General features: G+C 38.2%; 16 protein-coding genes. All 16 read right to left on the bottom strand.

The features are described from left to right. Positions 1–1327 precede the first annotated feature (1327 nt). Positions 1328–2605: a nucleotide sugar dehydrogenase gene (locus tag HDC90_RS17365; RefSeq protein ID WP_184468625.1), complete on the bottom strand. Its 1278-nt coding sequence runs from the start codon at positions 2603–2605 to the stop codon at positions 1328–1330. A 472-nt stretch (positions 2606–3077) separates the two neighbouring features. Continuing rightward, positions 3078–3938 carry a glucose-1-phosphate thymidylyltransferase RfbA gene (gene rfbA, locus HDC90_RS17360; RefSeq protein ID WP_184468623.1) on the bottom strand — a complete coding sequence of 287 codons (861 nt, stop codon included), beginning with the start codon at positions 3936–3938 and terminating at the stop codon, positions 3078–3080. A 70-nt stretch (positions 3939–4008) separates the two neighbouring features. Continuing rightward, positions 4009–4869 carry a dTDP-4-dehydrorhamnose reductase gene (gene rfbD / locus HDC90_RS17355; protein WP_184468621.1) on the bottom strand — a complete coding sequence of 287 codons (861 nt, stop codon included), beginning with the start codon at positions 4867–4869 and terminating at the stop codon, positions 4009–4011. Continuing rightward, positions 4866–5414 (bottom strand): dTDP-4-dehydrorhamnose 3,5-epimerase, encoded by a 549-nt coding sequence (gene rfbC / locus HDC90_RS17350; RefSeq protein WP_184468619.1) that lies wholly within the window; start codon positions 5412–5414, stop codon positions 4866–4868. Before rfbC ends, rfbD begins: the two co-directional genes overlap by 4 nt. Next, on the bottom strand, positions 5414–6466 hold the full coding sequence (rfbB, locus tag HDC90_RS17345; protein ID WP_184468617.1) for a dTDP-glucose 4,6-dehydratase: 1053 nt from the start codon (positions 6464–6466) through the stop codon (positions 5414–5416). Before rfbB ends, rfbC begins: the two co-directional genes overlap by 1 nt. 844 nt (positions 6467–7310) lie before the next feature. Beyond that, positions 7311–7523: a hypothetical protein gene (locus tag HDC90_RS17340; RefSeq protein ID WP_184468615.1), complete on the bottom strand. Its 213-nt coding sequence runs from the start codon at positions 7521–7523 to the stop codon at positions 7311–7313. Positions 7524–7802: 279 nt separating this feature from the next. After that, positions 7803–8366, bottom strand: coding sequence for a DUF3109 family protein (locus tag HDC90_RS17335; RefSeq protein WP_184468633.1), 564 nt, complete (start codon positions 8364–8366; stop codon positions 7803–7805). Positions 8367–8368: 2 nt separating this feature from the next. Beyond that, the gene (locus tag HDC90_RS17330) at positions 8369–9142 is read right to left on the bottom strand and encodes a DUF3108 domain-containing protein (RefSeq protein WP_184468631.1); all 774 of its coding nucleotides are present in this window, start codon (positions 9140–9142) and stop codon (positions 8369–8371) included. Positions 9143–9291: 149 nt separating this feature from the next. After that, positions 9292–9807: a DUF2480 family protein gene (locus HDC90_RS17325; protein ID WP_184468613.1), complete on the bottom strand. Its 516-nt coding sequence runs from the start codon at positions 9805–9807 to the stop codon at positions 9292–9294. Positions 9808–9872: 65 nt separating this feature from the next. Then, complete coding sequence (locus tag HDC90_RS17320) at positions 9873–11957, bottom strand: SurA N-terminal domain-containing protein (protein WP_184468612.1); 2085 nt, start codon at positions 11955–11957, stop codon at positions 9873–9875. Positions 11958–12180: 223 nt separating this feature from the next. Next, the gene (locus HDC90_RS17315; RefSeq protein WP_184468611.1) at positions 12181–12753 is read right to left on the bottom strand and encodes a hypothetical protein; all 573 of its coding nucleotides are present in this window, start codon (positions 12751–12753) and stop codon (positions 12181–12183) included. Further along, complete coding sequence (locus tag HDC90_RS17310) at positions 12753–14066, bottom strand: OmpP1/FadL family transporter (RefSeq protein WP_184468609.1); 1314 nt, start codon at positions 14064–14066, stop codon at positions 12753–12755. The genes HDC90_RS17315 and HDC90_RS17310 overlap by 1 nt, the downstream gene beginning before the upstream one ends. Next, positions 14047–14781 carry a type III pantothenate kinase gene (locus HDC90_RS17305; RefSeq protein WP_184468607.1) on the bottom strand — a complete coding sequence of 245 codons (735 nt, stop codon included), beginning with the start codon at positions 14779–14781 and terminating at the stop codon, positions 14047–14049. Before HDC90_RS17305 ends, HDC90_RS17310 begins: the two co-directional genes overlap by 20 nt. A 154-nt stretch (positions 14782–14935) precedes the next feature. Beyond that, complete coding sequence (locus tag HDC90_RS17300) at positions 14936–15916, bottom strand: DUF6427 family protein (RefSeq protein ID WP_184468605.1); 981 nt, start codon at positions 15914–15916, stop codon at positions 14936–14938. Between the two features lie 131 nt (positions 15917–16047). After that, on the bottom strand, positions 16048–16740 hold the full coding sequence (locus tag HDC90_RS17295) for a hypothetical protein (protein WP_184468603.1): 693 nt from the start codon (positions 16738–16740) through the stop codon (positions 16048–16050). Next, on the bottom strand, positions 16737–23414 hold the full coding sequence (locus HDC90_RS17290) for an FG-GAP-like repeat-containing protein (RefSeq protein WP_184468601.1): 6678 nt from the start codon (positions 23412–23414) through the stop codon (positions 16737–16739). Before HDC90_RS17290 ends, HDC90_RS17295 begins: the two co-directional genes overlap by 4 nt. Positions 23415–23517: the final 103 nt, after the last annotated feature.

The raw sequence follows: 23517 nt of genomic DNA, 5'->3' as shown, positions 1-23517 counted from the left end.
AAATATAACACTACAAAGGGTAGACTTAAAGCTACCCTTTTTTATAAACAAAAAAATATTTCTCCGGACAACAGTGAATTTATTTCAGCATCTTTCCAGCTATAAAAAGGCATTTATTTCGAAAACATTAATTAAGCAAGCATTGTTTTTTCCGCTCTATGCCGCGGTGGCATGGTACTTTGGAGCGCCAAAGTACCCAAAGCGCTCTGTCAATCCAGCAATGGGCCTTTTACACAATCCTATACACATCAAAAAAACAGCGGCACTTCGTTTAATCAGTTTTTGTTGTGTTTTCTGTGGGCTGATTGAGCCCTTCGGGGTTTGTGTTCAATACTTCTTTAAAACTTTAAATTAGCGTTTATGAACACAAAACCACTGCGTTTTAGGTTTGGCAATACTATTTGTTCTATTCTGCACCTGTTTTTTTGATTTCTCCGGCCCTTGGGATTGACGGCGTTCTTCGGTTAAAACAATGTGTTATTTAAGGAAGCTAGCAAAACGCCTAAAAAATTAAACTCAAAAAGATGTGTCCACACGATGGGCCTGCGCGGGATCCGATAGCTATCGGATGACAACCGTATTAAAGTACAAAGATCTCTCCGCTACGGTCGAGATGACGATACTGCGCACCCTCCTCATAGTTTCAGAGTGATCAATTTACGGATGCCTGTCTCTGCACCATGCTATCGGCCTGGCAGATTTTCGCAGGAAAAAGCAGGGAAATCTGTGCACTTCCTATCATTACCCCACAGCCCAAGGCAGGATCAAGCGGGCGTGCAGGGGATAAGCCATGGTAAGAGCCTCGATACTCTCGCAATTAAGATTTCCGTAGGTTTTTACAAGAATTGCGCAGCAATCTTTTATACCTACAAAAACAATATTATCACATAAAAAACGGTGCAAGCCTTTCAGTTATGCCTTTGCGTTTGTTGTTTTTAACGGCTGGCGTGCTTTCGCTGCGCTCAGGTTTGTTACTTTTGGGCCAAGCCAACCTGCGAAGCAAGCTTGAAGGCCAATAAAATATATACATAACTGAAAAAAGTAAGAGCCCTTCGGCGGCGGCGAGCCGAGGCAAGACAGTGGCATGGACAAAGATTTCTCCTCCAAAGGAGTTCCTTTGGAACGCTACGGTCGATGACGAATTGATCGAGGTAGAACGACTTAATCGTAAAAACACTATTAATGAGATTGCTTCGGCTCGCCCAATTCCGGCTTGTATCCAATGGCTATCGGATTATTGCCATTAAGATTCCCGCCTGCGCGAGAATGACGCACGGTGTTAATGGTCCTACTCATAGCCAAAATCAGCATGTTGGAAGCGAAGTGCCTATAACCTGGCATCCACTAAATTTCTGTCGATAAAAGATTTGGTATCAAAAATGAGTGTCCCTTTTTCTTTCATACTGCGATAATCAATGTCTAAAAACTGCTGGTGCGCCACGGCAAGGATAACAGCATCGTAATATTTAAACTGACCATCATCAATCATTTCGATGCCATACTCCGTTTTCACTTCATCCCTATTAGCCCATGGATCATATACATCAACATCCATACTAAAAGCTTTCAGTTCTTTATAAATGTCAATTACCCTGGTATTACGTGTATCGGGACAATTTTCTTTAAAGGCAAAACCTAGAATCAAAGCTTTAGCGCCATTGATCACTTTATCTTTGGCCACCAGCATTTTGATTACCTTATTGGCTACAAACATTCCCATATTATCATTCACCCGCCTGCCTGATAAAATAACTTCTGGTTTATAACCCAAAGCCTCCGATTTATGGGCTAAATAATAAGGATCTACCCCAATACAATGTCCACCTACTAAACCCGGTTTATAATTCAAGAAATTCCATTTGGTTGCGGCAGCGGCTAATACATCTGCAGTATCAATCTCCATCCGGTCGAAAATTAGGGCCAATTCGTTTACAAAAGAAATATTCACATCACGTTGCGCATTCTCAATGGCTTTTGAGGCTTCAGCAACTTTAATACTCGGGGCCAGATGGGTACCAGCGGTGATAATAGAAGCGTAAAGTTGGTCTATCTCCAGGGCTACCGCAGAGTTAGAACCGGAGGTAACTTTTTTAATTTTGGTAAGCGTATTCACTTTATCGCCAGGATTGATCCGCTCAGGTGAATAACCACAGAAAAAATCGATATTATATTTTAAACCTGATATTTTCTCCAAAACAGGTACACAATCTTCTTCGGTACAACCAGGATAAACGGTCGACTCGTAAATTACGATGTCGCCCTTTTTAAGCACAATGCCCAACATTTTACTGGCAGAAAGCAGAGGTTGCAGATCTGGTCTTTTAAGATGGTCTATAGGTGTCGGTACAGTAACGATATAAATGGTGCAGGTAGCCAAGTCAGCTAAATTGGCACTCAGGGTTAATCCCAACTCCGATGCAGCAATTACAGTTTTTAGATCTTCCAGATTGGCTTCATTTGTTCGGTCTTGTAGTTGATTTAATTCTACTACCCGCTCCTCATTCGTATCAAAACCAATTACTTTATATTTCTTAGCAAATTCGATAGCCAGGGGTAGCCCAACATAACCTAAACCAATAATGGCAATCTGCTTTTTTTTATTCATTTTTTCTTTTGGTAATTGGGCAAATATAAGATAAATGTAGAAAGCTTAATTTTTTTAACCACAAAGAACATAAAGAGAAAGCGCGAAGTACGCAACGTTGGATGGAGCGTAATGTTTAAATGAACTTATATCTCTTATGTGGTTAAAGTTGTACATATGTCCGCAGACATCATTTGCTTCACCATTAATGACAGATCTCAATAAAAGTATTGCCATCTCTACTAGACGTATTGGAATTGAGAAATCTATCTCGCTTAAAGGACCCTGAAACAAGTTCAGGGTGACGATATTCTGAATAGATTTATCTTCGCCGAACCTTCGCCTTCCCAACAATGTTGCACTCCGCTTGAGGTGACGATACTTCGATGAGAATTAAATTACCCCTAAGAACCGGTGATGCACTTAAAAAAGATCACCATTCAAAACAAGCGGCAGTGAATGGTGATTTATTATTAAATTAAAATCGAACTTATTATTTAATCTGCTTCAGCAAATAACTACCATAGCCACTTTTAACTAAAGGTGTAGCAATAGCCCTAAGCTGCTCTGCATTGATAAAGCCCATGCGGTAGGCAATCTCTTCGATACAGCCAATTTTTAAACCTTGCCTTTCTTCAATAATTTGTACAAACTGCCCCGCCTGCATTAACGAGGTAAAAGTTCCCGTATCTAACCAGGCGGTTCCACGGCTTAATACGCCAACCTTCAATTTACCACGCTCCAGATAAACACGGTTTACATCCGTAATTTCGTACTCACCGCGAGGAGAAGGTTTAATATTTTTAGCAATTTCAACAACCTCATTATCATAAAAATATAATCCTGGCACTGCGTAGTCTGATTTTGGCTGAACAGGTTTTTCTTCTATTGAAATGGCTTTTTTATCAGCGTCAAACTCAACCACGCCATAACGTTCAGGATCTGACACCTGGTAAGCGAACACTACACCGCCATCTGGATCAGCGCTGGCCTGTAGTAATTTGGCCATCCCATCACCATGAAAAATGTTATCACCCAATACTAAAGCTACCTTATCTTGACCGATAAATTCTTCACCAATCACGAAAGCCTGTGCTAGGCCATTGGGTTCGGCTTGTACCGCATAGCTAAATTTGCACCCTAATGAAGAACCATCACCTAACAGTTTTTCGAAATTTGGCAGATCATGTGGGGTAGAAATAATCAGAATTTCTTTTATCCCAGCCAACATCAGTGTAGACAACGGATAATAGATCATCGGTTTATCGTAAACCGGCATCATCTGTTTACTGCAAGCAAGCGTTAAGGGGTGCAAACGGGTTCCGCTGCCACCAGCTAAGATTATACCTTTCATATTTTAGTCATTGGTTCATTGGTCATTGGTTCATTGGTCATGATAGTCCTAAATGAAATATGACGGCTATTTATTGTATTTTAATTTGTTTTATACATTCCACCAAACTATCTCTCCAATACGGAATTTGGACATTAAAAGTATTCTTGATTTTGCTTTTATCCATTACTGAAAATGCCGGTCTTGTAGCTTTTGTTGGATAGGCCGAACCTGGAATCGGATTCGCTTTTACCTGTGTATTGCTAATATCGAAAATCGCTTTGGCAAAGTCGAACCAGCTGGTTACACCTTCGTTGCTATAATGATATACACCATAAGCGGTAGATGAAGAACTTACAATATCAAAAATGGCATTTGCCAGATCGATCGCATAAGTGGGTGTGCCCACCTGATCGGCAATGATATTCAGTTCATCACGCTCGGAACCAAGTTTAAGCATGGTTTTTACAAAGTTGTTAGCGTACTCAGAATACAACCAACTGGTGCGGATAATGAAATGAGCAGGCAGTGTTGAAACAACTACTTTTTCTCCATCCAGTTTGGTTACACCATAAACATTAATTGGTTTTGCTTCATCATCTTCTTTTAGCAATTTAACCTCATTTCCTTCGAAAACAAAATCGGTAGATACATGTATAAGTGTTGCCCCATTTGCCAAACAAGCCGAAGCCAGATAGGCTGCACCTGTCTCATTAATGGCTTTTGCCAGGTCAACCTCATCTTCTGCTTTATCAACAGCCGTATAGGCAGCACAGTTGATCACATAAGCAGGTTTTTCTTTCGCTAAGAGTTCATTTAAACCACTTTGGTTCAAAATGTTGGCATCTTGCTCGGCTGGAAAAATTATTTCAGTAATTCCTCTTTGCTCCGCAACCACCTTCAAACACTGGCCTAACTGTCCGCCAGCACCAATTACTAATATTTTACTCATATATGCTTTAGTTCGGCAAATGGTTTTAAAAGCAGGTCTTTATCAGAAACAGCCTGATCTTTTTCCGGGATCAACCAATCGATATTCAGATCTTTATCATTATAGATCACACCTGTTTCTGAGGCTTTATTGAAAAAATTATCGCATTTGTATAAGAATTCTGCGGTTTCACTCAATACAGAAAAGCCATGAACAAAACCTCTAGGGATATATAATTGCAGTTTATTCTCTGCACTTAAACGTACAGCGATGTGTTTGCCATAAGTTGGTGAACTTGGTCGAACATCTACCGCAACATCCAATACTTCACCTTTCGTTACACGAACCAATTTAGCCTGTGCAAATTCTCCGGTCTGGGCATGTAGACCACGGATTACACCATATGAAGAATAAGACTGATTATCCTGAACAAATCTGCCAGATAAACCCGTTTTCTCTTCAAAGGTATTCTGATTAAAACTTTCAAAAAAATAACCCCTTGGATCTTCAAATACCCTTGGTTTAATAATCAGACAGTCTTTTAATCCCGTTTGTTCAATTTCCATTATTTACTGCTGTACTGTTGTTCGTAATAAGATTGATAATTGCCTGAGGTTACATTGTTTAACCAGTCTTCATTTTGTAAATACCAGTCTACCGTTTTGGCTAAACCTTCTTCAAACTGCAAACTTGGTACCCAGTCCAGTTGGTTCTGCAGCTTGCTTGAATCAATAGCATAACGCAAATCATGCCCTGCGCGGTCGGTTACATAGGTGATCAGTTTAGCTGATTCTCCAGCTTCACGACCTAACTTTTGATCCATAATGGTGCAAAGCAAATTGATCAGATCAATATTTTTCCACTCGTTATGCCCGCCAATGTTGTAAGTATCTCCTGTTTTCGAATTGTGGAAAATCACGTCAATTGCTCTGGCATGGTCTTCTACCCATAACCAGTCGCGTACATTTTCACCCTTACCATACACGGGTACAGGTTTGTTATTTTTGATATTATTAATGGCCAATGGAATCAATTTCTCAGGAAAATGATGAGAGCCATAATTATTAGAACAATTAGAAATGACACAGTCCATACCATAGGTATCGTGATAAGCACGTACAAAGTGATCTGAACTCGCTTTTGATGCCGAATAAGGGCTATGCGGATCGTAAGCAGTGGTTTCTGTAAACATTCCTGTTTCACCTAAAGCGCCATAAACCTCATCGGTACTTACATGATAGAAACGTTTTTTATCGTAATCACCTTTCCAATATTCGCGAGCCGCATTCAATAAATTTACAGTACCAATTACATTGGTAAAGACGAAAGCTGTCGGATCCGAAATAGAACGGTCTACATGGCTTTCTGCTGCCAGGTGAATAACCGCATCGAAGTTTTCGGTTTTAAACAAATCGAACATCGCAGTCGCATCTGTGATGTCTTCCTTTACAAATCTATAATTTGGTTTATTTTCAATATCGGTTAAGTTAGCCAGATTACCTGCATAGGTCAATTTATCTAAGTTGACGATCTCGTATTGAGGATAGTTGTTAACAAAACGGCGAACTACATGAGAGCCAATAAAGCCCGCACCACCAGTGATTAAGATTTTTTTCACAGTTATTAAATGATTTTCAATTTTGCTAAAGTAAGCTAGATTTAAGCAAAAAACAACTTAATTTTGACATTCTTAATATCTGAATTGCTACACATCAAATTTAACAGGGCGAATTCATAATGATATTGCTCGGGGGGTTATTTATTTTCTAAGTTTTAGTCGATCATCTCATTCGATCAGTAGATATTACTGGTTTTAATCGCTTTTGATCTCTTCATCAACATTAATAGTTTACAATTATGCTTTTTAACTTCTTACCTGAATAAAATGATGAGATTATCTTATTTATAAAGCTTTAAACTGTAATGAACTTATCCTGGGCAATTTGGTGCCGCGGATCTTTTTAATATTACTCTTATTGCCTTGAAATAAAACCCTGGTTTAGCACCCAAGACAACAACTTGTACATCTCAGTTGCTTTCATACCATTTTATACAGGCGATGTGTTTATAAAATTATAAATGGCAGTTGTAACCACTCAAAAAAATAAACTATTTAATTAGTTTTCAACAATAAAACAAATTATGTTAGTAATTAACATAAAATAAATACATCATCATATACAATTTAAGATAACTTAACGTTATAATTACACTAACCAAATAACTATTAGTATGAGCACATTCCTTTTAATTATCGCAGCATTTTATATTATTTCCTTTGGATTAATGTTGTACTGCTATTTCTCCGCTGAGCAGATTCCCAGCGATGACGAAAAATTTTAACCAGTTTTTTACTTCATCAAAATTAACGTCTCTCCATAAGGTGGTAATGCATTGAACTTTTCACGGAAAGCCAATGATCGATATTGCCAAAATCAGTCTTTTTATTTTTTGTACAATCTTTATTTGTTGGCAATCCACTTAATTAAGTAGGGTGTAGCCCCTGTATACCATAAAATTGCAGAAATTAAAAATATGACGATTAAGATCCACAAAATAGGCCATCCTTCGAATTTGTGTTTTGAAACAGGCGTGTAAGACTCTTCCAATTTATTATGGTCACTGCCCATCCTTTTACCCTTTTTCACCGGTTTCGGATCAGAGATATTGCTCATAAAATATTCAGTTAGAAATACAAAGGTAAACTATAAACCTATAAATTGAAAATTAGTTTCAAGAGATTCTTATTGCCTAAGTTTAATAGTAAAATACTACTTCAAAAGAAGGATTCAGTAAAAAATCCAATGAAGTATTTGCTCAAATTGAATAGATCGTCAACAAAAGAAATACCGCATTCCAGTATACGCTGGCATATGCGATATATATTCCTAGTATAAGTATAGATCAAGCATTACTTTACTATCGCAATGCTTACTAACATTTTGCAAGAAATATTACATCGCCACTACCGAACTTTCCAGCTCCTTATACCACCCTTCTCCATACTTACGGATGAGTGGTCCTTTTAAAAAGCTGTATACTGGAACCTTAAGTTCGCGACCAAAGGTACAGGCATCGTGGCAGATATGCCAGCGATCGTAATTTAGCACTTCAAATTCCGGATATTTGGTTATCCGAATAGGGTACAAATGGCAGGAAATCGGTTTCTGCCAATCTACGATACCCTGCTCATATGCTTTTTCAATGGCACACTTGGTAATACCGCCTTCGAACAACACATAAGCACATTCTTTATTTTTATCGACACATGGCGTAGTTAAATCGCCATCTTCATCAACAACATAAACCCCTTGCTCTTCAATGGCTTTAATACCTTTTTCATTTAACAGGTGTTTAATTTTGGGATAAATATCCTCCAAAACTGCTTTTTCGTCATTATCCAATGGTGCCCCCGAATCGCCTTCCACACAGCAAATGCCTTTACATTTGCTTAAATTACAAACAAAGTTTTCTTTCAATACATCTTCGTGCACCAGCACCTGTTCAACTTCTATCATCATTATTCTTTTGCTAAAGCATATTTCAGCCCATCGGCCGATTTTAATTCCATGGTTACCGCGCCAACCAATATCTCTACCTGAGCCTTTACCGGTACACGGTTTCCATCATCAGTTACCCAAAGGTATAAGCGACTATCTTTTTTAAATATCCTGCCCGGTTTTATCGATGGGCTAAATTTTAAACAACGGATATTCCCTAATTTACTTTTTATTGTTTCTTTTCCAATATATTCAACTTCTAAGGCTGAGATTTCATCACCCAGAAAATAGTTCAGTTTAAACTTATCGCCAATTTTGATTTTACTGATATCAAGACTTCTGGCAAAATAATAGGCCGATACCAGATCAAATGTTTGATTGGTTGGCGCTGTAAAAGTCCCCCTGTTTGATACCACTTTCTTTGCATCCTGCGTAAAACGTGCTTTATCCTGTCGCCTGTAACTGGCCTCACGGATATTCTCCTGATAGAAATAAGGCAAAAGATCTGTTTTATCAATATACGAATCGTAATGGTCTCTTATTTTATAAAATATATCAAAAGTACCCGAAGTCTGTGCATCAACCGTAAGTTTATAGGTAGGTTTGTTATCAAATTTTAAGTCAGAATTAGTGACCTTAATAGTAGCTTCTGCCGCCGTAATAAATCCATATCTTAATTTATACTGTAAAACTTCACCTTCCTGAAATACAGGTTCTTTTTTCAGGGGAAGTTCTTGAGCCATTGTGAAAAGACTGCATAGGCCAGCCGTGACGGTTATAAATAATTTCTTCATTGCTTTTGTACTCATTTGTGTGTTGTTGATAATCAGCATAATGGATCCTGAAATAAATTCAGGATGACGGACTGAATAAGGAAAAGATTTTCTTTCATAAGAAATTAAACCGTTCCTCCCATGAAGATATACAAAAAGCAAACCAAAATTTAATCTTTTCTTTTATATACAGGAACAGTAGAGCAGGGTTCGCCAAACATAATGCTTTTAACTACAGGGGTAAGTAAGTTGGTTACCTCCACATAAGCTGAAACCGGGACATCGATATCTCCACATCCTTTTACCACCACACGCTCGTTGGCATAATCTTGCGGATTAATTTTAGCCAGCGCCTTAGTAAATAAAACAGCTTCTAATGTGTTTAGGTCTCCAAATACCACTTCATTAGCATAGGGTTTTAACCTATTGGCCAATAACATATATGCCCAGGTAGGTACAATTGCATCAGCTGAACAGATAATGGCTACATTCTTATCTTGGTATTGTGTCCAATCGTGATTTTTAATAAACTCCCTAAAATCTTTTTCCCTTAGCATTAAACCATGAAATAGATTATCTACAATATCATAAACCACTCTTTCGCCTTTATGATAAAAATCTTCGAGGTTTAAAGTAATTAAGCCACTGTTGGCTACTTTATTAACGATGTTTTCTTGAATTTCCATGGCCTTAAATAAAAAAACCGTTCCGACTAATGATCGGAACGGTTACAAAATTACGGAATTTCTAATTAATAGAATTTCACACGATTGTCTTTTATCTTCGCATTTTCCTGTAAAGCCTGGAAAGCCGATCCCAATGAACGCTGTCCTAAACTTAACATCATGCTTTCTTTTTGTTTGAACATATTGGCAATGGGTGCAGGGTTTGTAAATCCATCAACTGAAAATACATAAACACCGCGTTCGCCCTGAACAGGGGGCGACACTTTACCTGGCTGTGAACCGAAAACGCTTCCTACCAAAGCATTTTCCTGCGCCACCCCTGGGATTACCGGATTAGCAAATACAACATTCTGTACTGGATTAACCGGACGTGCAACTTTAGCTGCAACCTGATCAATACTTCCCTTACCGGCATTAGCCAATTTTTCTTTCAATTGTTTTGCTTTAACGGCATTAATTACCATTGGCTCAATTTCTTTCTTCACATCAGCTAATGATAAAATACCTTTCGGGCTGATGGTAGTTAAACGGGCCACAACATAAGCATTGCTCATGGTGTAAATTTCTGGCAATACATCACCTTTATCGGCGGCATAAGCATCCTGGATTAATTTACGTGGATTATCCAATCCAGCTGCAAATCCTTGGGTTGATGCAACCTTATCAGCAACAGCCACTTTTAATCCTTTTTGTGCAGCAAATTTGTTAAAATCGTTACCTTTTACTTCTGTTAAGAAATTACTTGCAGCTTTATAAGCAGCTGCCTGAGTTTTGCTACTGGCTGCCAATGCTTTTTCTACATAAGCCAATTTAGCTACTTTAGAAGAACCGATCTGTTTTTCGATTTTAAGAATATGGTAGCCAAACTGAGATTTTACTACTTTGATATCGCCCGCTTTACCATCAAAAGCGGCATTTTCAAATTCAGGAACCATTGCACCACGTGCAAAAGTACCCAATTCGCCACCTTTATCTTTTGAACCATCTACACTGTAGTTTTTAGCCAGTTCGGCAAAATTGCCACCTTTTAAAATTAATCCTTTTAATGAATCTGCTAATTTAACAGCCTTATCATCGCCGCCCACTTTAGCAGGATCGATTAAAATATGGCTTGCTTTTACTGAATCAGGTGAAATACGGGTAGATACTACTTTTACGATTTTGTACGAGTTACCGCTTAATTTAGGGCCATAAAAGCTGCCTGCAGGTAAAGCAAATACTGCTGAATCAACAGCCGGATCCAATTTACCTTTTGTGATATAAGTAAAGGGAACTTTTACGTCTGAATTGATGGCTGCAAAAAGTGAATCGTTTTTAGCTACCTGGAAATCAGCGGCAATTTTATCTACCTGTGTTTTGATTGCCAATGAATCTGCTTTGGTTGGGCTGATACTGAAAGTAACGTATTCGAAAGCACGTGTTTCTTGTGGATTGTTGAAACGTGCTTTGTTCTGATCATAATATTCCGAATAATCAGCATCGGTTAATTTAACTGACTTATCTGGAATTGAAGCATAATCCAAACTTACATATTTAAAGTTGGCCAGTTTGTTACGGTTATTATACTCATCTGTAGCTTCTAAAGAGGTTACATAAACCGAGTTACGGATTAAGTTAGAATATTTGGTTTGTAATGCCTGGTTTTTAATTTCTTCCTGTAACATATTAGATTGCTGCAAAGCCTGAGGTTCTTTCGATTTTAGAAAGTTCATTAAAGTAGCACGGTCTAGCTGTCCTGTTTGCGGGTTAGAGAAATATTGTTTAATAAGGGGACTAGGATTTTGACCTTGTAATAAATCTACCAATTCGTCTTCCGAAACGGTTAAACCTAAACGATCATATTCTTTAGTTAACAAAACTTTTGCTAACTCTGCATTCCATGCCTGATCAACAGCCATAGCAGTCATCTGTGCATTTGCACTACCGCCATATTGCTGCTTCATTTGATTTACACCTTGATCAACCTTTGGTCCGAATTCGTCAATACTGATATCCTTACCATCAATAGATCCTACAACTTTTTGATTTGCTGACCAAAAAGGTTTACCCACGTTAATTGCATCACCTACTAAAAATGCAACAATTGCAAAACCGATAGCAAAAACTAAAATATAGCCTGCACGGTTACGCAAAAATGTCATTAATCCCATATTGTAATTATAAATTTATTTAGTTCTTTTTTAAGAGGGCGCAAGATACAAATTTGCCTCAAAAAAGAAAACACAAAATTTTATTTATCAAGTGTTTAATTTTTAAGGTAATAGAAGCCCATTTTTAGTGATTGATGACAGAATTTTGAGTGATTGAAGGACAACAAAAATTTAGTCAGCTCAACATACGCGCATTCAAAATTCCATTATTCACTCATTTCGCCTACGGCGCCACACCTTCCTTCATATTCAATTCACCGTTTCCGCTATCCATTTCATAAGTGCTAAAATCTTGCGGGGCTTTAAAGTTAATACCTTCGCCAATACTACCATCTACACCTTTCACATATACCCGCTGATTGGAATAAAAAATCTTCTTCGATTCGTCCCAAATTAATTCTTGTGATGAAAAGGTATCGCCCTTACTATTTTTCACTACCACATTTTTCCTGAATTCGGTTTTAAGCTCATTGTCTCTCCTAATGGCGTAATCGCACACTAAGTTTCCATCTACAGTTCCGTTCGGATTATAAAAGTCTATGCTCACCCCTTTAATCATTTCTTGATAGGAACTTCCGTTGCTAGGTGTAACTTTATCCAATATCGGCGCGTAGCCTTTAGCCTTAATCCTGGCCGAATCGCTATAGGTAATATCGACACCGATGGTCCGGTCTCTGCTTAGAATAACTTTATTTGGTGAAACTGAATTGGCATTTTTTAGATCATCGTCTCCACAGGAAGCCAGAAAAAAAGGCAACACCAGAAACAGACCATATAAAAATGTCCTTAAATTCATTAGTCTACGCGATACTTACGGAACCAGGTATCATTCAAGGTAAAGCCTAAGTGGAAGTTGATATATTTCTCTTTAACAAGATTATTGTTTAAAGTTCCTCTTTGTCCGAGTTCTGTTGTAAAATTGATTTTATAAAATGCAGTACCGCCATTAGCAGTAGGTAGCGGGAAGCCAAAACCCAGCGATGCCCCCATTTGTTTGATATCCTGATTACCGATCTTGATATAGGTTTTATCGTAGTTAAAACCTACACGGTAATCTACACGTTTCATGTAACTGTTGTAAGAAAATGCATCTGGTGTCCACTGGCCACCTAACGAGGCTCCCCAGCTATCTTGCAAACCTTGGTTTACATTATTGATACTGGTTGCAGACCATTTACTCATTCTAAAATCAGCACCGATCATCCACTTATCATTTTGCTGGATAGAGATACCAAAATTGTGGTTTAATGGTAAAGTAAGATTCGATTTTCCACCATTCACAATATTTAAAGTATCAGCGGCAGTATTTTCGTTACCGCTCTGATCTCTTGTGTATAAGGTAGCAAAAGAAGTTTGTGTTGAATTTATTTTGCCAGAGGTACTTCCCGAATAGCCCAAGGTCATAATTGTTTTCTTACCGATATTAAAATCGTACTGGATACCATAAGAATAGTTGATACCAGCAACGCTGTTTTTATTTTGAAGTTTAGCATTATAGGCGCCTACGGATTGAAATTCGGTAGCCCTTGTAGTTTGGAGGTTACCAAAAATATATTCTAGGTTACCGCCAATTCTTAAATGATCGCCAAAACGATAGCCATAACCCAAGTAAGCTTTTGACAAGCCGCCTTCACCTTCATAAAGCTGATCAACGGTAGTCGTATCAACTTTAGCTGTGTTTCTGTAAGAATAACCTAGATCTGAGTAAGGTAAAATACCAAAACTCAAAGCTGATCTCCTGGTAACGGGAGCAGCAAATGCCAAATGACTAAAAGTAGCGTTAAAACTCGTTTCGCTTAAATTGCTTCTCGTAAGATTAGTTAAACCTGCACTCATGCCCACATCAATGGTGGTCAAATTTATTCCAGCATAAGAAGCTGGGTTTTGCATATTAATATAATTGAACCCTGTTACTTTTCCTACTGCGGTAGAAATTCCACCCATTGCTCTCAGCTGAGGCAACAAAGATCCTTTTATATTTCCAAGTCCATATCTTGAGTATGGCGATGAAGTGGTAACCTGTGCCTGAGCACTTAAACCACAAACTAGAACGAATATGGCTGCAATATAATTTATTCCTTTGTACATTTTAATCTGCAATAGCTTCATTTAATCCTTTTAATACTAAGTAAGGATCTTTTATAATTTGAGGCGCAAAGATGCTGTTTTGTAATTGTTTATACAAAAAATTAGCATCCCCTCCTGTTATAATTACCTTCAGAGCACTTTCTTTTTTATTATTTAGGGCAATAAAGCCTTCAATTTCGTTTATTATTCCTTGTAAAATACCGTTCTTAATTGCCGATTGTGTATCAGTACCTTCCACAATATCTTCGTTTGCATCCCACTCCACCAATGGCAAACGGCCGGTAAATTCATGTACAGCCTTAAAACGCATTTTAATACCCGGACTTATACTTCCACCAAAATATTCCTTCGAGCTACTTAAAACATCGTAGGTAATACAGGTACCCGCATCAACCACTAAACTTGCATTTGCCGGATGCAGGCCATTTGCCCCCAGAATAGCAGCCCACCTGTCTAATCCCAAAGTAACCGGCGTTTTATATCTATTTTGTACTCCATTCGTTAACATGGTTGAAAAACGGATATATTCGGTATGCTTTTTTAAAAATACTTCTAGTGGCCCAATTTCCTGGTTAACACTACTGATGATAGATTTTGCAGGCGAAAACTTCTCAATCAATTGAGCCAGATCAAGTATCCCAATTTTATTGAAACGCTGATGATGAACAATTTCTCTATTTGCAAAAACAGCAACCTTAACAGCAGAATTTCCAATATCAATGCTTAACCTACGCATTTAAAATCTCCCGCTGCAAATAATATGTTCTTAGAAATTCCAGTGACTCCATTTTTATCCATCTTGATTAAAACTAAAAAAGCTTTAATTCTAAAATCATGCACAAAGCTATTAATCTTTGTCAAGTTTCGTTCTAGTTATTTGTTAAAAAAGGTTAAACAAACAGAAAATACTGTATCGAAAGCACAAATAAAACGAACAATGTTTCGTAAAACCAACGTTTTTTGGCATTACTAAAATAGTACGCCAACAGTACCGATCCTGGTGGTACACAGAGCAAAAAATGCCAGGTCCTGAAATCGGGTTTAAGGTAAAAACTAGCTGCAGAAATAATAAACATGAAAAACAACAGCTGAAAACTCTTCCTTGTACTGATAAAACTCCTGAAGAAATTTTCGCGGAGCTGTAGTGATGCCAATATGATAATTACCGTTACCGGGATGAGCACCAGGTAATCGTTATAGTTGATTTTAAACACTGAAGGAAACTTATTGCTCAATGGCTTCCATATCTGATAAAATGAGCTTAAATTATCTTTCCAATAATAAAATACAGCCAAAAAAAAGAAAACTGTTATAAAGCCAATTAAACCTGCTACCCATTCGCGCCAATTAAACGATCTAAAAAGCAATAGCGCTAAAAAGATCATGAGCAACATGGCCATAAACGGAAAGTAGATCAATGTTCCAACCCCTATAATCATCCCGATATCGAAAACAGTGGTAATGGAGTTAGCACTTTTACCCAGTTTTAAAAACTTATCTATAATCCAGATCAGCAGAAAGTTGCATAATAATGCCGGACTTAGGATCATAAAAGGCATAAACAGGCTTGTTCCTGTTATAAACATCAGCCCAGGTAGGAAACTGGGTTTGGCCAATAAATTATGGTTGTTTACTATCCGGTTAAAAATTAAAGCCTGTACATAAACCAGAAGTGTGGCGATAAAAATATTAGTGTATGGCGTAAAGGCGTCGTCTAAATTGATATTGATCAGCAGTCGGGCAAATGGCTCCAAAAAATCAAAGTTCAGCTTATCGTGCGTTTCATGAAAGATAGCAATACGCAGAAAGAACGTGTACGCCAGCAAGAATACGAGGTTAATTGGATTTAGCTTTCTAAACTGATTAATCATGCCTTTTTAAAGAGTAGGCAAAGTAAAGAAAATAATTTAACAGTAAAGCTAAAATCCAATGATGAAAAACCGCTCCACTTTAGTAATAGTCAAATTATAATAACGGTCTATTACTTTTTCTTTACCGAATCCTATTTTACCATAAACTGAAAAGTTCCAGAATCTGACGAATTACCATTAGAATCCTTTGTAATTACTTTCCAGTAATAGGTGTTTTTCGATTTCACATCTAAATCTTTCAATGTGGTTTCTTTGAGGTTACTTTTGATCAGACTAAGCGTCGAGTTAGACGAAAAATAGACATCGTAGCCCAAAATGTCATTATCCACATCTTCTCCTTTCCATTCGAGAGATATTTTATTATTAATCGCCTCCATAGTTGAGGCCATTAAAGGGCTAATAATTTCAGCTGGGAAAGGAGCATATGAAACAGTCCCTGGACCGGCGTTATAAAATTTCCAAACATCACTTTGTGTTAAATCTGTAATCGTTTGAGATTTAGACACCACGTACCAGGAGTAAGGAGTATTTCGATCAAGGATCATCTCTTGTTCTAAGCCGGAGGTGCTTTTTTTGGCAATCTGATTAGTTAAAAGATTTTTAACAAAAAGTTCATAACTATCAGCATTAGCTGCTTTCTGCCACTTAAATACAATGGCACTTTGGGCAATGGAAACAATTGTACCCGACGTGCAGGCCTCGTTTTGCGCAGGAAACGATAACACAGGTTTTTCAATTATTATTGGGTTGTCTTCTCCATCAGGATTTTTTTTACAATTGGCCAAAAACATTGCCAAAGCCAAAAAACAGACTAATTTTCTCATTTTTTAATAACTTTATAAATCGATTTGTCACCGTTGTCTGTCACTACTTTCAACAGATAAATCCCAGATGTTAATTTGTCTACATTCATTGATATAAATCCACCGTCGGAGACGTATTTCCCCTTTAATACAATTTGACCAATTATATCCGAAATCTCAATATCTGCCGTTTTAATCTTCAGGTTTGGAAGTTTCATCGTCAGCAGATTGATAAATGGATTGGGATAAACAACATTATTATCGGCCGCTTGAGAAATCGTTTTGCTGTAAAGTCCCTGGCAGAGCTTATCAGTTGTAACCTGAAGATGATTTTCTCCCGACTTTAACTGCAGCTCAATCTGGCTACTACTGGTTTGATAAGATTTTCCATTGAGTAAAATGGAATAGTTTGTGCCTCCAGCAAGCTGAAGCAGTAACTTCCCATCATTTCCTACAGTACTGTAAACCGCTAAATCTTTTGGTTCCGTAATCACTAAATCATAACACTGATTAAATGTGGGTTCGCTAGCCAAAGTAATACATAAATTATAGGTTCCGGCTACAAGGTTTCTAATATCTAATTTATTATTAAAGGTATAAGTATTGTTTACGGGTCCCCTAAGCGTAACTGTATAATTTAATTCTTTTGCTGACGCAATGCTGATTGCCCCATCATTACTTATTCTGCAGCTTTCGCCTGTAATTTTCAAAGAGAAGTTATTGGCGGGAAGAGAAAATATTACATTTACCGCAATACTTCCCGAACTAATATTTACCGATTTATAGGTAGCCACTACCGCATATAGTCCAGTTTCTTTTGCCTCAAAACTGGTATTAATTGCGCCAGATATTGCAATTCCATTCTTCGTCCACTGATAACTATATTCGGCCATTGGTGTTATCCTAAGCTCTACCTTCCCACCTGCTGCAAAAGTTGTGGTACCTACTGCATTAATAATTGGCTTGGCAATGTGCACAAAACCTTGATAAATAGCAGTTCCTCCTTCGGTAGTTAATGATATATCTCCACTCTGACCTGCGCTAACAGTTGCTACTACTTTAGTATCGGAATACCTTACAACAGATGCGGCGGGTACACCACCAAAGCTTACCGAAGGAACATAAAACCCAAAATTCTTTCCCGTTATGGTAATAGGTGTGCCTGTTATTGCTGTATTTTGACTTAATGAGATAATGGTTGGAGGGGGAGCATAGGTAAATGTCCCTAAAGTACTATTTCCATTTGGGCTTTGAACCACAACATCGCCACCACTCATGTTTGAACTCAGTACTGCTGTAATGGTTGTGGGGGAAACTATTTTAAACGAACTAACCGGTTGATTTCCAAAAGTTATTCTGGTTACTCCATCCAGGTTTTTACCTGTAATGGTGACTATGCTTCCTGCGTATCCGAATTTTGGGAAGAACGAACTTATTTTAGGAAGCGGTATAATATTAAACCCTTCTAAGCTGACAGCTCCTCCAGTTGCCTTAATGAACACTAATCCCGAGCCGGCGTCTGAACCTACTACTGCCTCGATATAATCACTATTATTAACCTTAAAAGAGCTTACCGGAACATTACCAATACTGACCTCCTTGACCAGATAGAAATTTGAGCCTCTTATTACTACAGTAGTTCCAGGTTTGGCAGTTGATGGCGTAAATGACGTAATGGTAGGTGGACCTATAACGGTAAAATACGGATACCATGATGCCTGTCCTTTAGCGGTAGACACCACCACTGGGCCACTGGTTCCTTTTCCAACAACAAAATTAATTACTGTTGAAGAGACTACCGTATATGAAGCTACATTTTGACCGGCAACAGTAACAGCAGTTACATTTGTAAAACCACTACCATTTATTGTTATCACCTCGCCCTCACCTCCATACATTGGAGAAAAACTGTACATTTCAGGGGCTGCTTCGTTATAAGTAAAGCCAGGTAAACTTGCTGAGCCCAAAGGACTCACAACCTTTACTTCTCCCGTTGCACCCAAGCCAACACTTGCCTTAATAGATTGAGGAGATACTACCGTAAATTTTTCTGCTTCTACGCCTCCAAAGCTTACACTTGTGGTTCCAGTAAAATCTAATCCCTGTATAAAAACTTCTGTATTGGCAGAAGCTGTTTTTGGTGAAAATGAAGCAATGCCAACTGGATCGACCTTTGTATTTTTATAAACTGAAATAGAATTTACTTTATAATTTATATGGGCAATATCGGCTCTACCATCTCCATCAAAATCTGCAGTAACTATTCCTCTTGGTCCCCCGTTAGTTTTATAATCAACATTGCCCGCAATCCTGAATTTATCAGGTGTTGAAAAATTCCTATGGATACTAAACATATCGCTTTCATCAATGCTAGCCATATAATCTACTTTGCCGTCACCATCCAAATCGCCAACAGCGTGGCTTATGGCCGGGTTATATAGGGAATAACCACCATCATTCTCAAATTTAATATTCCCTTCTGTGCTTTTATTTAATAAGAGCCGAAAATATCTGCCTTGGGTGATTACCAAATCCATTTTTTCGTCACCATTAATATCTACAATTGATACTACATCAGGTATCACTGTCGTACCAGGATAGTTAGGCAGGTTGGTCGGTATTTTAAAGGTAATTCCTCCACTATTGGTCGTATTTAGAAATACGTAATAACTTGGATAACCTGCATTATTGCCGATGGCAATATCAACTTTGCCATCGCCATCCAAATCTCCAACGGCAAGCCCCTTGGCAATATTGGGAATTGGTAGTGCTTGTTCTACTTTTAAAGCCAATTCTGTATCATTCCCTATATTTTTTAGTATTGTAACTGACTTATCATCTTTATTACTAAGGGCAAGATCTGGTTTTCCGTCATGATCAAAATCTCCAAATGCAAGGCTTAGCGGCACATGTGGAGTAGCAATATCTAATCTGTTTAGAAAAGATATATTTCCCATTGTGCTGTTGTTCCTTAAAACAGAGATGGAATTGTTACTATTTGCTATTACGATATCCTGTTTCCCATCACCATCAAGATCAACATCCATAAAGTGATTGGCTCCGCTTAAAATTGAAAAATCCGACTTGGTAAAAGAAACCGTACCATTGGTAGTAGTATTCATAAACACTGAAATAGAAGTATTATTTAGAGTAACCAGATCAATTCTCCCATCTCCATCTATATCTGCCACAAAACTATCAGTATTTTTTTCAGAAGCTGGAAAATCCGTTTTTTGGGCAAATGAGCTCGGCATAAATCTAAAATCAGCATTACTTCCATCAAAGGTATAGATGAATGGCTTAGCAGAATAAGCAACCAGTTTGTTTTTGATCACTGATATTGGACGATAAACGCTTCCGGCAGGAGCCTTTACAGTGATGCTTGTAGAAGATGCAGAGATGATTTCTGCCTTTACACTACCAAAATACACCTGATTATCGACTGCTGTACTACCAAAGTTATTACCATTTATTATTACAGTAGCCCCTATAGCACCTGAAGTCGGACTAAATGATTTTATTTCTGGAGGAGCTTGCCCCGGCTGATCGTATAGGTAAACAAATCCATCCAATGTACCAGCCCCTTCAGGACCTGTAACCGTTATAGTGCCCGATCCGCCTGCAGCAATTTTAGCAACAATAGTTGTAGCAGAAGTTACGGTGAAAGAGCTGCATACAATGCCGCCAAACCGGACATCGGTTACGCCAGTAAAGTTCTTTCCTGTTATGGCTACTTCTGCCCCCAACCTAACATTATTGGGTGAGAAAGAGGAAACAACAGGTAAGTTTCCAATTACCCTTTTGTTAATAACTTTTACTATACAGCCAGTTTGAGCAGAAGTTAAAACTGCAATATCTGTCAACCCATCTTTGTCAATATCTCCTACAGAAATACCAATGGCGTGTGAGTTAATATTAATTGCTACCGGAGGCATAAAAGAGCCAATATTGATCACACCACGCTCGGAACTATTTCTCAAAATGGAAATCGTATTCTCACCCCAGTTACTTACTATGAGATCTGGTTTGCCATCACCATCCAGATCTCCGCTTTCCATATAACTTGCCCCATTGGTAACAGGGATAGTTACCCTTCCAGCGAGCGAAGATGCATTTATAGCTCCAACGGTACTCTTATTATAAAATAGCGCAACACCCTCATTGTTGCTGGCTGCAATATCCGGCTTGCCATCGCCGTCAAAATCATCGACAACAATACAGTCAACTCCCGCTACATCGAATAAAATCTTTGGAGCAAAAGAATTCTCATCTATAGTATTGTTTTTTATTGTATTTCGTAGGATGGATATACTTCCACTTACATTACCCACAACCAGGTCTTGTTTCCCATCTCCATCGATATCAGCTATCCGCACAAAAGCCGGACTATTACCAACTTCAAAGTATTGAGCGGTAGCGAAAGAGTATCGGTTAATCGTCCCCTTCATACTTTTATTCCATAAAACATTGATAAATCTTCCTCCATCGCCATAAGGATTTTGAGGACTGAGACTATTCTCTGCTACTATAATTTCTGGTTTACCGTCACCATCCAGATCTCCGATGGCCAGCACCCTGGGTCCGGGGGCACTACCAAATTCTACTTGATCCATAAAACTACCGCCCGCAGAAAGATTATTTCTGTATACTGATAATGATTTGCCATAGTTATTACCTACCACAATATCCAGATAACCATCAGCATCGAGGTCGCCTATTGATACACCTTCAGGTTCATAATCAGTGGCTTTTGTATAAGTAGGTTCATTAATAGCTCCATTCATATAAATACTAACCGTATGATTTCCGCGATTAGAGAGTACATAATCCATGATGCCATTATTATCTAAATCTGCCATAGCCATCGACTTAGAATCTCTGCTATTTCCAAAAGAGGAAAGGATACTAAAATCAGCTTTTGTAATGCTCTTCTTTGTCGGAAAGATAGGTATAAAAGGTTTTGGAGAATATCCAATAAGGCTTGTATTGATATTTAAAACAGAAATCGGCTGGTGCGAAGCTCCTGCCGGAACAACCGCTTTTATCTGCGTTTCAGATGCAGCAGTAATTTGTGCTTTAACGCCTCCAAAAAATACAATGTTGCTTGTAGCATCTCCAAAATTTTTTCCGGAGATCGTTACGGTCGAACCCGTCTCGGCCGCAATAGGTGAGACAGACTGAACTGAAGGCGGCAGCGCTACCCGGTTAATAAGCAAGCTTAAATTATTATTTTCTATATTCTGGATAAAAATATCAGGGTAAGGATCAAAACTAAATTTACCCATTACTAATAATTTTGGGGTTCCGGTAACCGATAGATTTACATGTTCAGCCATCCTGATCTTGTTTTCATCCGGATTAAATAAATTCCGTTTTACTCCTATGTATTTTCCGCCATAGGCAAAAACAATATCCGACTTGCCATCACCATCGATATCTGCGATTTTTACAGAAGTAATGTACTCAGTGAAAGTATTTCCAACGATATTCAGCCGATCTTTAAAGAAAATATCACCCGAAGAAATATTTTCAAAAACCCACAACTTGTTTTCAGTATAGCTATTTGTAGCATCGCCAAGGATAATCTCAGGTTTACCATCCTGATTGAGATCGCCTACTGCGGCAACAGCGTCATCTCTCGATCCATCGAGTGTAATTCTTTGTTGAGAAAATACGACATTGTCTGGTACAGACTTGTTTTGAAAAATAAAAATTTGAGATGATTTCCCGCCAAGAATGAGATCTGGTTTACCATCGTTGTTCAGATCTTCAGCAAGAATATAGTCGGCAGTCAGGTTTTGATAGAAATCCCTTTTAGGAAGGAAAGCGTTGGCATCAAAAACAGTACCTGTATATTGATTCTTTAAAATAGTAAGAAAACCTTCTGCACTTCCGGTAACAATATCTGGCTTACCATCTCCATCTGCATCAAATACTACTAGTGAAATTGGCATGGATGCAGTCGAAAAATCCACCTTGGGAGCAAAAGACAATGTGCTAAGATTGGCTCCGGGCACAGATTGATTGATCAGAATTGAAATTGTACCTGCTGTTTTATTTACTGTGATCAGATCTGGCTTGCCATCCATATTGATATCAGCGACTCGCACCATTTGCGGACCCGTACCAGTTGCTAAGGCAACACGGGCATTGTATGCAAAACCATTTGGTGTGGGTGTTTTGTTATTATAGATAAAAATAGCGTTGAGGTCGCTGTAACAGGAAACCAGCTCAGGTTTGCCATCTCCATCCAGGTCACCCGCATCTATGCTTGCCATAACAGAGGGTGTGACCACACCTTTATCAATAGCTATTGTGGGATCAAAAAAATCGGAAGAATTAAATTTATTGTTTGAATTAAACGACGGGATGAAGGCGATACTTGAACTACCCTGGAGACCTGTTTTTGTATTTAAAACGGTGATTTTGTTTAGCTCCGCTGTTTTTGGTACGAGCACGGTAAGCTGCGATCTGCTGGCTGAAGTTACGGTTGCCTTTATAGTGCCAAAAAATACGAGATTGAGGGATGTCTGGTCAGAGAAATTATCTCCAGTAATCGTTATAGTTTCGTCTTCCTTTCCCGATAATGGAGCAAAACTAGAAATTAAGGGAGCCTGAACGATGCCTTGGGCAAAAATATAAGTTGCAGAAAATAAAAATATAACAAAAAACAGGAGTGTTAATTTTTTAATCATTGAGAGCCAGAATGTAATGTTTGCTCAAAAATAATTTTTTAAATCAAATTATCGCCTATTTATAAAAATAAATCCTGGATGACTAAATTACCTCCTAAAGAAA

The organism is Pedobacter sp. AK013, from assembly GCF_014205835.1.
GTDB lineage: Bacteria > Bacteroidota > Bacteroidia > Sphingobacteriales > Sphingobacteriaceae > Pedobacter.
The sequence above is the reverse complement of the archived record's forward strand: the minus strand, read 5'-3'. Positions and strand labels throughout refer to the sequence as shown.